Raw genomic sequence first — 13,823 nt, forward strand, 5'->3', positions numbered from 1 at the left:
AGCAGCAGATGCTGGCGATGGCGCGCGCCGTGATGCTCAACCCGGAAGTGATACTGCTCGATGAACCGTCGATGGGACTGGCGCCGATACTGGTCGAGGAAGTGTTCCGCATCATCACTCGGCTGAAGGCGGAGGGCGTGACGATGCTGCTGGTCGAGCAGTTCGCGGCGGCGGCGCTGAATGTGGCCGATTACGGCTATGTGCTGGAAAACGGCAGCATCTCGGTGCATGGTCCGGCCGCGAGCCTGAAGAACGATCCCAAGGTGATCGCGGCCTATCTGGGCGGCGGCCAGGCCCATTGAGCGCGGACCCCGGCGCCGCCTGATTGTTCAGGCGCGGCGGCGGCGCGCCACCAGTCCCAGGCCGGCCAGACCGGCCAGCAGCATGGTGACGTTGGCCGGTTCCGGCACCGGCGCGGGGTCCGATGGCGTCAGCGAGGTCAGGTCCGCGGTAATCATCAGGTGCTGGCCGTCGGCGGTGATCCAGGTGGCCGTCAGATAGCGCGTGTCGAAAGCGTCGAAGTTCAGCTGGCCCGGCGTCCGGGTGTCCTGCAAGGCGGTGCCGCTGTTGTCGATCAAATTCATGCTGGCCGTAGCGCTCACGCCACCGGCCGATGTTGCGGCGGTGGCCATGGCCAGCACGTCCGCGCCCATCATGGTGCTGGCGTTGTCCCACACCAGCAGGCCGGTTTGCGCGCCCGGCGTGCTGCTGTAATTGACGGCGCTGCCCAGCACCGAGAACTGCAATCCGGCCATGGTGCTGGTGTAGGAATGGCTGCTGCCGGAGGCCGGCGCGGGCAGCTGGCTGGCGGCCGAGGCCGACGCCGATGTGTCGTAGTACATATGGCCGATGATAATGCTCTCGAGCGACACGGTGTCGCCCGGCAGGGCGCTGGTGGTGACGGGCGCGAACATGCCGTCCAGTCCCAGCAGGCGCTCGGCGGATATCGACGCCGTGAAATCATATTCGACGACGTCGGCCCGGGCGGCGCCGGCCGCGAGGGTAGCGCCTGCCAGCATCATCGACATGATGGAGCGGTATATCAGAGTGGTCATATTATTTTCCCAAAGGTAATTTCAATTTGTATTTTGTAATGACATATTATTTCCAGCAACTATCGCATGCCCTGTGTACATTTTACTAAATAAATTGTTTTTATTATATTTTCTGCCGATGGAATGAATATTAGTGGTTTTCATGCAACGAAACAGCGTGTTGGCGAACACAACAGTGCTGGCATAGAATGCGGCTCGTCGATGTGCAAGAAAGAGTGTGGTGTGAATATTTTTTTAGTAACCATGGCGGCCATCGCGGCCATGGCGGGTGGCGGCAGCGCTGCGGCGGCGACGGCGCCGGCCCGGGCGCCCGATGAGCTCAGTCCCGCGCAGCGCGCGCGGCCGGTCGGCCCGCACAGCCGTGGCGCCAATGTGCTGCGCGCCGCCATCTTGCTGGACCGCGCCCACTTTTCACCGGGCGAGATCGATGGCAACTATGGCGGCAATCTGCGCCAGGCCATCAGCGGTTTTCAGAAGCTGAGCCAGCTGCCCGTCAGCGGCGTGGTCGATGCCGCCACGTGGGCCGTCCTGTCCGCCGACCAGGCGCCGCTGCTGACGAGCTATGTCATCAGCGCGCGCGACGCGGCCGGCCCCTACCGCGCCATGCCGGCCAATATGGCGGCCAAGGCCAAGCTCGACGGGCTGGGTTACGCCAATGCCGCCGAAGCGCTGGGCGAAAAATTCCACAGCAGTCCGGCGTTGTTACGCAGCTTGAATCCCGGCATGACGCTGAACCGGGCGGGGGAGCACATCCTGGTGCCCAATATCGCCGCCGCGCCGCTGCCGAAGGCGGCCACCATCCTGGTCGGCCGCGCCGACGGCACGCTGACCTTGCTCGACGGCAGCGGCACGCCCTTCGCCCAGTTTCCGGCCAGCACAGGCAGCGCCCACGATCCCTTGCCGGTCGGCCAGTGGAAGGTGATGGGCGTCGCCCGCGATCCGGTCTATCAGTTCAATCCCAAACTGTTCTGGGACGCCAAGCCGGGCGAGGCCAAGGCGCGCATTCCGGCCGGGCCGAACAATCCGGTCGGCGTGGTGTGGATAGAGCTGAGCAAAAAGCATTACGGCATCCACGGCACGCCGGAGCCGGGCAATATCGGCAAGACGCAGTCGCATGGCTGCATCCGCCTGACCAATTGGGATGCGCTGGCGGTGGCGGGCGCCGTATCGCGCGGCGCGACGGTGTTATTACAGGAATAATGGCCACGCGCCTGGACGATGGTTTGACGCGAGCGTCGCGCCAAACTCACCCACCTATAGTCTTTATTGTCAATCTCCTTCCGGTTACTTTGTATATAAAAGTTACTATAAAATAAATTTTATTGAAAAATAAGCGGAAAAAGTTAGCGAAAAATCTCAATTTCCAGCGCTTTCTCAATATAATTGACTCTCTGTTCAGCAAGAAATGTGAACGGCCTTTGCCTTTTTGTCCAGCAGGAGTCTGTCAATTGAAAAATCAGAACCGCACACCGTTGTCGCCGCAGTCGGCGCCGCCGCTCCAGCGGCTGGCGCGCCAGGCCGGCGTCGTCGCCGCCTTCGGGTTGGGGCTGGCCGGCTGCGCCCTCGGTCCCAACTTTAAAACGCCGGCCGCGCCCGCCGGCGCCGCCGACGCCAGCTACACCCCGACGCCGATGCCGGCCCAGACCGTGTCCGCGCCCGGCATCGGCGGCGCCGTTCAGCGCTTCGCGCCGGGCCAGGATATTCCGGCCCAGTGGTGGTCGATGTTCCAATCGCCGGCGCTCGATCAGCTGATCCGCGCCGCGTTGACGCAGAGCCCGACGATGGCGGCGGCGCAAGCGTCGCTGCGGCAGGCGCAGGAAAACTACAAGGCCGAGGCCGGCACGCTGGCCTATCCGGCCGTCAACGCCGCGCTCGGCGCCCAGCGCGAGCGCGCGTCCGTGCTGACCACGGGCCAGCCCGGCGGCAGCGTCTTCAATCTGTACAACGCCTCGGTCAACGTGTCGTATGCGCCGGACGTGTTCGGCGTCACGCGGCGCACGCTCGAAGGCGCGCAGGCCCAGGTCGACTATCAGCGCATGCAGGTCGAAGCGACCTATCTGGCGCTGACGGCCAACGTCGTCACGACGGCGATCCGCGAGGCCTCGCTGCGCGCCCAGCTCAAGGCGACGCGGGAAGTACTGGACGCGCTGACGCGGCAGACCGCGCTGATCGACAAGCAATTCAGCTTCGGTGCCATCGCGCGCACGACCGTGCTGACCCAGCGCACCCAGCTGGCGCAGACGCAGGCCACCGTGCCGCCGCTGGAAAAGGCGCTGGCGCAGACGCGTCATCAACTGTCGGTGTTGGTGGGTCGCTTGCCGAGCGAAGCCGGTCTGCCCGAATTCCAGCTCGACGCCTTGACCTTGCCGGAGCAGTTGCCGGTGTCGCTGCCGTCGGCGCTGCTGCGCCAGCGGCCCGACGTGCGCGCCAGCGAAGAGCTGTTGCACCAGGCCAGCGCGCTGGTCGGCGTGGCGACGGCCAACCAGTATCCGCAATTCACGCTCAGCGGCAGCTACGGCTCGTCGGCTCTGACGCCGGCCGACGTCTTCAAGTCCAGCAGCGTGATCTGGAGCCTGGGCGCCGGCATCACGCAGCCCATCTTCAACGGCGGCGCGCTGACGGCCAAAAAGCACGCGGCCGAGGCGGCCTACGACGAGGCGGCCGCGCAGTACCGCGGCACGCTGCTGGGCGCGTTCCAGAACGTGGCCGACACGCTGCGCGCGCTCGAATCCGACGCCAGCACGCTGAAGGCGCAGGCCGAGGCCGAGTCGCTGGCGTCGCAATCGCTGGCGCTGGCGACGTCGCAGTACAAATTGGGCGCGATCAGCAACCTGAGCCTGCTCGACGCCGAGCGCGTCTATCAGCAGACCCACATCACCCTGGTGCAGGCGCAGGCGGCGCGCTATGCCGACACGGCCGCGCTGTTCCAGGCGCTCGGCGGCGGCTGGTGGAACCGGGGCGCGCTGGCGCCGGCCGATGTGCGGGCCGAAGTGTCGGCCGATGCCCAGGCCGCGCCGCTCGCCCGCTGACCGCCGCTTAGTTAATTCAGTCAATTCGGTCAATTCAGCTTATGAATCCGAATCAAAAACCGCAGGAGACAGTTTCATGACCAAGCGTATGCTCATCATGGTGGGTTGTGTCGTAGTGCTGATCGCCGTCCTGGCGTTCGGCAAATATTTGCAGATCAAGGCGCTGATCGCCAGCTCGCCCAAGCCGGGCGCCCAGACCGTCACGGCCGCCAAGGCCGAGACGCTGGCATGGCAGCCGCAGCTCACGTCCGTGGGCACGCTGGCGCCGGTGCGCGGCGTCGATGTCACCAGCGAAATCTCGGGCCTGGTGCGCACGGTGAAATTCAAGTCGGGCGACGACGTCAAGGCCGGCGAAGTGCTGTTCGAGATGAACGCCGATGCCGACCTGGCCCAGTTGCACGCCTTGCAGGCGGCGGCCGACCTGTCCGGCACGGTGCTGGCGCGCGACAAGCAGCAGTTCGCCGCCGAAGCCATCAGCCAGGCCCAGCTCGACAACGACGTCGCGGACCTGAAAAGCCGCAAGGCGCTGGTGGCGCAGCAGCAGGCGCTGGTCGACAAGAAAACCTTGCGGGCGCCGTTCGCCGGCAAGCTCGGCATCACCACCATCAATCCCGGCCAGTACGTCAATCCCGGCGACAAGCTGGTGACGCTGCAAACCATCGACACCGTCTACGTCGACTTCTTCATTCCGCAAAAACAGCTGGCGCAATTGTCGGTGGGCCAGAAGCTGAGCGTGACGGCCGACGCCTTCCCCGGCGTGGCCTTCGCGGCCAAGGTCACCTCCATCAGCCCGAAGATCGACGCCGCCACCCGCAACGTGCAGGTCGAGGCGACGGTGCCGAACCCCAAGCGCCAGCTGCTGCCGGGCATGTTCGCCAACGTCAGCCTGGACCAGGGCGGCCAGAAGCGCTTCCTGACCTTGCCGCAGACGGCCATCACCTACAACCCCTACGGCTCGACCGTGTTCGTGCTCAATGAATCGACGGCCAAGGACGCGCCGCGCGACGCCCAGGGCCATGGCCAGCTGATCGCGCAGCAACTGTTCGTGACCACCGGCGCCACGCGCGGCGACCAGGTGGCCGTGCTGACGGGGCTCAAGGAGGGCCAGATGGTCGTCACCAGCGGCCAGCTGAAACTGAAGAACAACACCCCCGTCATCGTCGACAACAAGGTGCAGCCGCAAAACAGCCCGAATCCGACTCCTCAGGAACACTAAGGAAGCGCCATGAACTTTACCGATATCTTCATCAAGCGACCGGTGCTGGCCTCCGTGGTCAGCCTGCTGATCGTGGTGCTGGGCTTGCGCTCGCTGTTCAGCCTGCCGATCAACCAGTACCCGCGCACGCAGAACGCGGTCGTCACCATCTCGACCACCTACTACGGCGCCGACGCCCAAACCGTGGCCGGCTTCATCACGCAACCGCTCGAATCGTCCATCGCGCAGGCGCAGGGCATCGACTATCTCTCGTCGTCGAGCAACAGCGGCGTGTCGACCATCACCGCCACCTTGCGCCTGAACTACGACTCGAACCGCGCGCTGACCGAAATCACCACCCAGGTCAACGCCGTCAAGAACCAGTTGCCGCAGGCGGCCCAGCAGCCGGTGCTGACGGTGCAGACCGGCCAGACCACGGATGCCATGTACCTCGGCTTCTACAGCGACACGCTGCCGACCAACAACGTCACCGACTTCCTGCTGCGCGTCGTGAAGCCGAAGCTCGATTCCATCGAGGGCGTGCAGACGGCCGAGTTGCTGGGCGCGCGCCAGTTCGCGCTGCGCGCCTGGCTGGACGCCGGCAAGATGGCGGCCCAGGGCGTCACCGCCGCCGACGTCAGCGCCGCGCTGGCGCAGAACAATTACCTGACCGGCCTGGGCCAGTCCAAGGGCCAGATGGTCAGCGTCACGCTGACGGCCGGCACCGACCTGCACACCGTCGAGGAGTTCAAGCAGCTGGCCGTCAAGCAGGTCGGCGGCGCCATCGTCCACCTGGAAGACATCGCCAACGTCACGCTGGGCTCCGAGAACTATGACTTCAACGTCGCCTTCAGCGGCGTGCGCTCGGTGTTCATCGGCATCAAGGTGGCGCCGGAGGCCAACATCCTCGACGTCGCCAAGCGCGTGCGGGTGGCTTTCCCGCCCATCCGCGAGCAGCTGCCGAACGGCTTGACGGGCCAGATCGTCTACGACTCGACCGAGTTCATCAACACTTCCATCAGAGAAGTCATCAAGACGCTGGTGGAGGCGCTGGTCATCGTCACCATCGTCATCTTCCTGTTCCTGGGCAGCTTCCGCGCCGTGATCGTGCCGGTGATCGCCATGCCGCTGTCGCTGATCGGCACCTTCTTCGTGATGCTGGTGCTTGGCTATTCGATCAACCTGCTGACCCTGCTGGCCATCGTGCTGGCCATCGGCCTGGTCGTCGACGATGCCATCATCGTCGTCGAAAACGTCGACCGCCACATGAAGGAGGGCATGAAGCCCTACGACGCCGCGATCCAGGCCGCGCGCGAACTGGGCAGCCCGATCCTGGCGATGACGGTCGTGCTGATCGCCGTTTACGTGCCGATCGGCTTCCAGGGCGGCTTGACGGGCGCGCTGTTCACCGAGTTCGCGTTCACGCTGGCCGGCGCCGTGGCCGTGTCGGGCATCGTCGCGCTGACGCTGTCGCCGATGATGTGCGCGCGCTTCTTCCGCGCCAGCCAGGACGAGGGCAAGTTCGTCAAGGCCATCGACCGCGTGTTTGACAAGGTCCACAGCGGCTATCTGCGCCTGCTGCACAGCCTGCTCAACACCTATCCCGTGCTGCTCGTCATGGGCCTGATCCTGTTCCTCGTGCTGGGCCTGATGTTCAAGATGTCGCAGTCGGAACTGGCGCCGGAGGAAGACCAGGGCCTGGTGCTGTCGCAGGTGGTGGGCGCGCCGACGGCGACGTCGGACCAGATGCAGACCTACGCCAAGCAAGTGTTCGACATCGGCCGCTCGATGCCGGAATACCAGCAGATGTTCCAGATCACCGGCGTGCCGTCGGTGAATGCCGGCATCGGCGGCGTGCTGCTCAAGCCCTGGGACCAGCGCACGCGCTCGGCCAAGCAGGTGCAGACGGAATTGCAGGCGAAGTGGAACACCATCGCCGGCGCCCGCATCGCCGCCTTCCAGTTCCCGCCGCTGCCGGGCACGTCCGGCTTGCCGGTGCAGTTCGTCATCACCACCACCGAACCGTTCGAGAATTTGAACACGGTGGTGCAGCAGGTGATCGACAAGGCCAGGGCCGAGAATAAATTCTACTTCGCTGACGTCGACCTGAAAGTCGATTCGCCGCAGGCGCGCGTCGAGGTCGACCGTGACAAGCTGGCCACCCTGGGCCTGACGCAGCAAGACTTCGGCAACGCCATGGGCGCGGCGCTGGGCGGCGGCTACGTCAATTACTTCTCGATTGCCGGCCGTTCCTACAAGGTGATTCCGCAGGTGCAGCAGGTCGACCGCCTCAACCCGGCCGACGTGCTGGACTTTTACATCCGCACGCCGGGCGGCGCCATGATACCGGCCAGCACGGTCGCCAGCCTGAAGTACAGCACCGTGCCGGAATCGATCACCCGCTTCCAGCAGCTGAACTCGGCCACCATCTCGGGCGTGACGGGCGCCTCGCAGGGCGAGATCCTGCAATACCTGCGCGACACGCTCAAGCAGGTGGCACCTAGCGGCTACACGGTCGACTACTCGGGCCAGTCGCGCGTGTTCATGCAGGAGTCGGGCGGCTTTTTGGTGACGATGGCCTTCGCCGTCATCATCGTGTTCCTGGCGCTGGCGGCGCAGTTCGAGAGCTTCCGCGACCCCATCGTGATCCTGGTGTCGGTGCCGCTGGCGCTGTTCGGTGCCTTTATTTTCATCTTCCTCGGCTTCGCCTCGCAAAATATTTACACGCAGGTGGGACTGGTGACGCTGATGGGGCTCATTTCCAAGCACGGCATTTTGATCGTCGAAGTGGCCAATCACCAGCGCGCGGCCGGCAAGAACAAGCGCGAAGCCATCGAAATCGCGGCCGGCACCCGTCTGCGTCCGATTTTGATGACGACGGCGGCCATGGTGTTCGGCGTGGTGCCGCTGGTGGTCGCCTCGGGCGCCGGCGCGGCCGGGCGCCACGCCATGGGCCTGGTGATCTTCACCGGCCTGTCGATAGGCACGCTGTTCACGCTGTTCCTGGTGCCGGCCATGTATCTGTTCCTGGCCAGCGAGCACAAGGCCGCCACGCCGGTGCCGGAGCACGAAGCTGGCTCCGGCTCCGGCCACGTGGAGCACGTCAAGGCCTGAGTTTGATGCGCCCAAAAAAAGCCCCGCTACCGTCGAAGTAGCGGGGCTTTTCATTTGCGCCGGCGGATTTACTGGCGCACGGCCTTTTCCTGCTGCACCAGAATAAACGGACTGACCACGGCCGCCCACAGCGTGGCATCGGCCGCCAGCCAGTCCTGCGCCTGCCGGTCCGACACGGCGGCCAGCTGGCCGGCGGCCATCCACTGGCCGATGCTGGCCTTGTCGTCGTGCGAAATGCGCACCGCCACGTCGACCAGGTCGAGCGTGTCGGCGATCCACACCACGTTGCCGGCGGCGAAATGCTTAATCAGTTCGCTCCACGGCAACCGCGCGGTTTCGCGGTTCACTTTGAGGCGCAGTTCGGTATCGTTTTCAGGTTTGGTTTGCATACAGCGTAAAAGAATAGGGGCGAAACGCGTATGGTAGCCGATCGGCGCCGCCTTGGCGACCCGGCCCGCGCCGCCCCGATTGATATAATTTATATTGTTTATATAATTTCAATGCGCGGCTCGGGCGTGCCGCTCCAGCTCAGGCGATAAGCATCGCCCTTGCGGACATTGCCCACCAGCGCAGGCCGGAAGCACGCCAGATTGGTGCCGCCGGCCCGCCGCACGCTGGGGAAAATCACTCCCATCGATCCGGCCTCCAGCAGCCGCGCCGCCAGCCGCTGCGCATGGACGTAGCTGCCCGCATCGAGGCAGTCGCGGTAGCGTTCCTGGCCGCGCAGGTCGTGGAACGGCGCCGTGAAATCGGCCAGCATCAGCTGGTAGGTGACGCTGTCGTCGTAGCGCCCGATCTCCGCGTATTCGACCGTCTTGTGGAACACGATTTCGGCCAGCGCCGTCGGCGCGTCGAAGGCGCAGTACCACGCGCCGCGCTCGCCGTCGTTGAAGCGGCTGCCCTCGGGGCGGGCGTAGGTAAAGGCGGCGTTGATGATGCGGAAATGCGGCACGCCGAACACCAGCTCGTCGACGCCGATGCCAGCCGCGCCGCCGTTCTGCGCCAGCAGCCGTGCGTTGGTCGCGTTATCGAGGTCGAACAGGTCTTGCAACTCGGCGTCGTCGGCCGCCAGCGGCGCCAGCACCGAATCTTCGACATCGGCAAAGCGCGACGGCAGCAGGCGGCAGGTGTCGAACTGGCGCAGCTGCGTGATCGGCAGCAGAAGCTGGCCGGCCAATTACAGGCCTCCGCGGCGCGCGTCGAGCAGCTTGCGCACGGTTTGCATCGCCAGCAGGCCGCCGCCCAGCATCGCCGACAGCGGCGTGCGGCCGCCGAAGATGGCATTGGTATTGGGCAGGCTGACCCACTCGTCGGCCAGCTGGTCGCCGTACAGGATGTGCAGCGCCTTGTAGATGCCCAGCAGGTAGGAGATGCGCGTGATGCGGTCCACTTCCAGCACGCGCTCGGGATGCTTTTTCCAGTCGTAATAGGCGCTGCTCGACAGGCCGCCCAGCAGTTCGCGCGCATCGTCGTCGCGCAGTTTCCAGGCGGCGGCCAGCTTGAAGAAGCCCTTCAGCGCCGACTTGGACAGGCGCTCGCGCTCGGCCTTGGCGTTCAGGTCCACCAGCACGGTCGGCTCGAAGCGGCTCTTGGGATAGGCGTAGGTGAGATTCATGATTCCTCCGTTTATGGAGTATTTATACTCCGATTTCACAATCATTTCAAGCGTGCGCCGAAATCGGTGCGTGCGGATGCGGCGCCGGACAGGTTAAAATCGCGGCTCGCAGTGGAGTGTGATTCAATTCGGGGCCGCTTGCGCCCCAGGCAAGGGGATAGATTGAGAGAGAAGGAATCGGCGGCGCGCGATCAAGAGTTGCCGCAAGAGTTGGCGCAAGAGTCGCAAGGGCGCGGCGCGCCACGGTTGCCGCCCCGGCCGGCGTCGCAGTTCGCGTCGCCCGAGGACGCCGTCGCCAGGAAGCTGGCGCGCGAGCAAAAGGATGCGCAGGTACGCGGCGTGACGTCGATACAGGCCATGCGGGACGCGATCAAGCGCGTCGGCCGCGGCCTGCCCGTCATTGCCGAGGTGCCGCGCCTGGGCGCGCTCGATGCCGCCGCATTCCGGACCCGCGCCGCCCAAGGTCTGCCTTTTCTGAGCAGCGGCGTGGTCGGCCGCTGGCCGCTGTCGGCGCTCACGCCGCAAACGCTGCGCGAGCGCTTCAGCCACTTGCCCGTGCGCGCGCGCGTCGGCGACTATATCAACACGGCGTTCGCGCCCGACCGCGCCATGCAGGATATGTCCATGCAGGAGTATCTGGAACTGGTCGCCGGCGGCACGCTAGACCTGCCGCCGTATCTGGGCAATCTGGAACTGCGCGAATTGAACGGCCTGTGTCACTGGCCCACCTATTTCGACAAAATGGGACCGCCGCGCTTTTGGCTGGGCCCCGCCGGCACGGTCACGCCGCTGCATTGCGACTATGACGATAATATCTTCGCGCAGATATGGGGCAGCAAGCGCATCTTCCTGTCGCCGCCGCACCACGACGAATTCCTCTATCCCAAGGAAGCGAACGCGATTCTGTTTGGTTCGCCGTTCAATCCCGAAGCGCCGGATTTCGACCGCTTCCCGCTGGCGCGCGCGGCATCGATGATCGAATGCATCGTCCATCCCGCCGACCTGCTGTATGTGCCGGCTGGGTGGTACCACTACGTGCGCGCGCTGACGTTTTCGCTGTCCTCCAACCGGTGGGCGAGGGCGCTGCCGTTCGCATTGAATGGCGATCCATCGCTTCAGCGCGCGGCGGATTAATTATTTTATAATTCCGGTATCTCAACCGCGGGAAGAATTGATGAAACTATCGCTATCCGAAGATCAGCAAAAAGAGATGCGCCACGCGTACTTCGACGGCGCCCCCGGCATTCTCGTATCCGGCCTGGTTTGGATCGCCGCCGCGCTGGTGTGCCATCTGCTTGGGATGCGCCTGTCGGTGTGGACCTTGCTCATAGGCGGCGCGCTCATTTATCCAATCAGCGTCATAGTGACCAAGGCGATAGGGCGACCAGCGCGGACCGGCAAAGCCAATGCACTGAACCAGCTGGTCATGGCATCGACGATATGGCTGATCCTCGGCTGCGCAATGGCCTATGGTCTTTTCCTTTTGGCGCCGGCCTTATTTTTTCCAGCGATGATGGCGACGATAGGCAGTCGCTACCTGATCTTTGCCAGTGCGTATGGCAGGCCGGTGTTCTGGACGATGGGAGTGAGCCTGATTGCCGGTGGAAGTTGCGCCTTCTTCCTGGCGTTTCCGCCCGCCGTCGCCGCGGGACTCGGTGGCTTGATTGAGGTTGTATTCGCGTTCTTCGTGTTTTTGAAAGCGTCCACGGCGGCGCACTGACTGCCAGGGCGCAAACCGGGCCGCTCGCTTTTATCCTGAAACAGCGCGCTCGATGCCGCTGGCCCGGCACCCTGGCGAACAGGGGCCGGGTGGATGCATCAAGCCTTGGCGGCGCGCCGGCGGCTGCGGCGGCCCAGCACGCCGATCAGCGCCAGGCCACCCAACATCATCGCGTAGGTTTCCGGTTCCGGCACCGGGGTCACGCCATCCCAGGTCGCCGATTGGCCATCGGCCACGACGTAGGTCTGCAACTGCGCGGTCGTTGCGGTCGAACCCCAATTGACGTACGTGATCGACAGCTTTCCGTTCCAGCTGTCGCTGACGCCCGTGGTGGTATTGTCGTCACGCACGTAGTAGGTCGAATCGAGCATATGTTCGTCCAGATCGTTCTCGTAGACGTCACCGATCTGGCCAAACACGTTGAGCACCGCGTGGGTATAGGCGTACTCGCCCTGGTCGGCGTCCAGGTTATAGCCCATGGTGGTCTTGGTTTGCATCGCCGCATCGACGGTGAAGGTCACCTCGCTATGGGCCGACAAGGTGAAGCTGGTCAGGTATTGATTGACGTCGGCGGCGACGTGGAAGGAGCCATAACCATCGAGGCCGCTGCCGGCCACGCCTTGCGCCGACACCGCGCTAAAGCCGGCGGCGTTGTTGGCCCTCAGGATGCTGGCGCCCGACGACGACCAGTCGCCATTGACCTGGTAGGCCAACAGCGACTGTTGCGGAGTCGAGTAGCGGTTGATGATGGTGCCTTGATAGGGGTCGCCGTAGCTGGAGTTTTCGATACGCTCGTAGGACGTGATCGGGTCGAACGTCAGCGAGGGCGTCGAGCCGTCGGTGGGATTGAGGGCGGCCACCGTGATGACCAGGTTGTTGAGGCCGACGCTGCTGTTCGCGTTCGCGAACACCGGTCCGACCGCGGCAGCCAGGCAGGCCGCCGCCAGAGTATGCATGACAAAGCGCTTCATAAATTCTCCTATGGAAAGCAATGGTTATTGATCGCGACGCTGCGCTGTACGGTTGCGGCGTGCCAGCGCGGCCAGCAAGGTCATGCCGCCCAGCAACATGCCGTAGGTCGATGGTTCCGGCACCGCGGCGAGTATCGACTGGCCGCTGATGGTGGCGCCCGCATAAAACTGGCCGGCGGTGGCGTGATTGCCCACGTTGCTGAAACTGGACGACAGCAGGCCGCTCCAGCTGTCGGTGCCGCCGCCGGCTGGATGGCCCAGGGTGTAGGCCACGGAAACGCCGTGCTGCTCGCGGTCGTCCAGCACCGTGACGCCGTCGGCGCCCAGGCCGGCCGCCTCCAGCGTCATCAGGGCCGAAGCGCTTTCGCCGTCCGGTGAACCGTGGACATGGCCGATGGTGGTGTTGGCGCTCATGGAAGCGTAGGCCGAGAACACCACTTCGGTGTTGGCGCTGAGGATGAAGTCCAGGCCGCCATTACTTGGCACATCGGCGTGGCCCAGGAAGTCCGAGCTGCGCGCGGCCGAGCTGAGCGCGCTGCCGGACACGCTGAGCGCGCTGAAGCCCACGCCGGTGGACGAGCCGGTCACGCTGGCCGACACCGACGACAGATCGGTGTGTTCGGTGCGGCTGATGCTGGAGTTCTGCCAGGCGCCCATGGTTAGAAAGATGGTGTCCTGATTGCCCGGCTCGTCACCATTGATCACTCCGGTCTGAACCTCGCCGCCGATGGCCGCGCCGGAGGCATATTTTTTTGAACTCGGCAGGAAGGAAATGCTGGCTGCGACACCGTCGTTGGGATTCAGGTCGATCAATGTGTAGGAAATATTGCCGAAGGTAGCGCTACCATATGCGTCGGCAAAAGCCGGCGCCCCCGCGGTGGCCAGGCAAGCAGCTGCCAGTGCTTTAAGTGCAAGTTTCATGGGTCCTCCCCTGAGTTGACAAGTAACCAAGTATGCACAGCGCGATGGCATTCGTCCACCGGCTTGCATATTTATTATTTTTACGACCGGTAAAATTTTCGCCTCCAAAAACATGCGGAATTGTGTCATTTTTCACTATGAAAGTCGCAAAATAAACATAAGTATTTGGCAATAAAATTGCCAGAAAAAATGATTTTTTACCG

The 13,823-nt window shown here is 64.1% G+C and carries 12 protein-coding genes and 1 pseudogene; 7 read left to right on the top strand and 6 right to left on the bottom strand.

Annotated elements, in window-relative coordinates:
* Positions 1-302, top strand: a pseudogene (locus Q0S71_RS24660) (ABC transporter ATP-binding protein); the annotation flags it as partial.
* 27 nt (positions 303-329) lie between these two features.
* Here the strand turns inward: Q0S71_RS24660 and Q0S71_RS24665 are convergent.
* Entirely contained in the window at positions 330-1,055 is a 726-nt protein-coding gene (locus Q0S71_RS24665; protein ID WP_296001591.1) for a VPLPA-CTERM sorting domain-containing protein, read from the bottom strand.
* 222 nt (positions 1,056-1,277) lie between these two features.
* Between Q0S71_RS24665 and Q0S71_RS24670 the strand changes: the two genes are divergently transcribed.
* The 4 genes from Q0S71_RS24670 to Q0S71_RS24685 all read left to right on the top strand — a co-directional run bounded on the left by Q0S71_RS24670 (position 1,278) and on the right by Q0S71_RS24685 (position 8,393).
* Positions 1,278-2,255: a L,D-transpeptidase gene (locus tag Q0S71_RS24670; RefSeq protein WP_367185336.1), complete on the top strand. Its 978-nt coding sequence runs from the start codon at positions 1,278-1,280 to the stop codon at positions 2,253-2,255.
* A gap of 248 nt (positions 2,256-2,503) precedes the next feature.
* Positions 2,504-4,084, top strand: coding sequence for an efflux transporter outer membrane subunit (locus Q0S71_RS24675; RefSeq protein ID WP_367185337.1), 1,581 nt, complete (start codon positions 2,504-2,506; stop codon positions 4,082-4,084).
* A gap of 76 nt (positions 4,085-4,160) precedes the next feature.
* Positions 4,161-5,300 carry an efflux RND transporter periplasmic adaptor subunit gene (locus Q0S71_RS24680; RefSeq protein ID WP_296001593.1) on the top strand — a complete coding sequence of 380 codons (1,140 nt, stop codon included), beginning with the start codon at positions 4,161-4,163 and terminating at the stop codon, positions 5,298-5,300.
* A 9-nt stretch (positions 5,301-5,309) separates the two neighbouring features.
* Entirely contained in the window at positions 5,310-8,393 is a 3,084-nt protein-coding gene (locus Q0S71_RS24685; RefSeq protein ID WP_296001595.1) for an efflux RND transporter permease subunit, read from the top strand.
* Positions 8,394-8,461: 68 nt separating this feature from the next.
* On the opposite strand, the gene Q0S71_RS24690 is transcribed toward Q0S71_RS24685, so the two are convergent.
* The 3 genes from Q0S71_RS24690 to Q0S71_RS24700 form a co-directional block, all read right to left on the bottom strand.
* Positions 8,462-8,782 (bottom strand): DUF2288 domain-containing protein, encoded by a 321-nt coding sequence (locus Q0S71_RS24690; RefSeq protein WP_296001598.1) that lies wholly within the window; start codon positions 8,780-8,782, stop codon positions 8,462-8,464.
* A 98-nt stretch (positions 8,783-8,880) separates the two neighbouring features.
* On the bottom strand, positions 8,881-9,570 hold the full coding sequence (locus tag Q0S71_RS24695; RefSeq protein ID WP_296001599.1) for an RES family NAD+ phosphorylase: 690 nt from the start codon (positions 9,568-9,570) through the stop codon (positions 8,881-8,883).
* Positions 9,571-10,008 (bottom strand): antitoxin Xre/MbcA/ParS toxin-binding domain-containing protein, encoded by a 438-nt coding sequence (locus tag Q0S71_RS24700; protein ID WP_296001601.1) that lies wholly within the window; start codon positions 10,006-10,008, stop codon positions 9,571-9,573. It lies immediately after the preceding gene.
* Between the two features lie 210 nt (positions 10,009-10,218).
* On the opposite strand from Q0S71_RS24700, the gene Q0S71_RS24705 reads away from it, so the two are divergent.
* Complete coding sequence (locus Q0S71_RS24705; protein ID WP_296001637.1) at positions 10,219-11,142, top strand: cupin-like domain-containing protein; 924 nt, start codon at positions 10,219-10,221, stop codon at positions 11,140-11,142.
* Between the two features lie 40 nt (positions 11,143-11,182).
* Complete coding sequence (locus Q0S71_RS24710; protein WP_296001603.1) at positions 11,183-11,728, top strand: hypothetical protein; 546 nt, start codon at positions 11,183-11,185, stop codon at positions 11,726-11,728.
* A 98-nt stretch (positions 11,729-11,826) separates the two neighbouring features.
* On the opposite strand, the gene Q0S71_RS24715 is transcribed toward Q0S71_RS24710, so the two are convergent.
* Both Q0S71_RS24715 and Q0S71_RS24720 read right to left on the bottom strand, forming a co-directional pair.
* Entirely contained in the window at positions 11,827-12,699 is an 873-nt protein-coding gene (locus tag Q0S71_RS24715) for a PEP-CTERM sorting domain-containing protein (RefSeq protein WP_296001605.1), read from the bottom strand.
* Between the two features lie 24 nt (positions 12,700-12,723).
* Positions 12,724-13,620 (bottom strand): PEP-CTERM sorting domain-containing protein, encoded by an 897-nt coding sequence (locus Q0S71_RS24720; RefSeq protein WP_296001607.1) that lies wholly within the window; start codon positions 13,618-13,620, stop codon positions 12,724-12,726.
* Positions 13,621-13,823: the final 203 nt, after the last annotated feature.

The organism is Rugamonas sp., assembly GCF_025354735.1.
Lineage (GTDB): Bacteria > Pseudomonadota > Gammaproteobacteria > Burkholderiales > Burkholderiaceae_D > Rugamonas.

Excerpts from the sequence above, each read along its gene's own strand:
- Q0S71_RS24665 (WP_296001591.1), bottom strand. The coding sequence starts at position 1,055 with ATGACCACTCTGATATACCGCTCCATCATGTCGATGATGCTGGCAGGC.
- Q0S71_RS24680 (WP_296001593.1), top strand. The coding sequence starts at position 4,161 with ATGACCAAGCGTATGCTCATCATGGTGGGTTGTGTCGTAGTGCTGATC.
- Q0S71_RS24685 (WP_296001595.1), top strand. The coding sequence starts at position 5,310 with ATGAACTTTACCGATATCTTCATCAAGCGACCGGTGCTGGCCTCCGTG.
- Q0S71_RS24690 (WP_296001598.1), bottom strand. The coding sequence starts at position 8,782 with ATGCAAACCAAACCTGAAAACGATACCGAACTGCGCCTCAAAGTGAAC.
- Q0S71_RS24700 (WP_296001601.1), bottom strand. The coding sequence starts at position 10,008 with ATGAATCTCACCTACGCCTATCCCAAGAGCCGCTTCGAGCCGACCGTG.
- Q0S71_RS24710 (WP_296001603.1), top strand. The coding sequence starts at position 11,183 with ATGAAACTATCGCTATCCGAAGATCAGCAAAAAGAGATGCGCCACGCG.
- Q0S71_RS24715 (WP_296001605.1), bottom strand. The coding sequence starts at position 12,699 with ATGAAGCGCTTTGTCATGCATACTCTGGCGGCGGCCTGCCTGGCTGCC.
- Q0S71_RS24720 (WP_296001607.1), bottom strand. The coding sequence starts at position 13,620 with ATGAAACTTGCACTTAAAGCACTGGCAGCTGCTTGCCTGGCCACCGCG.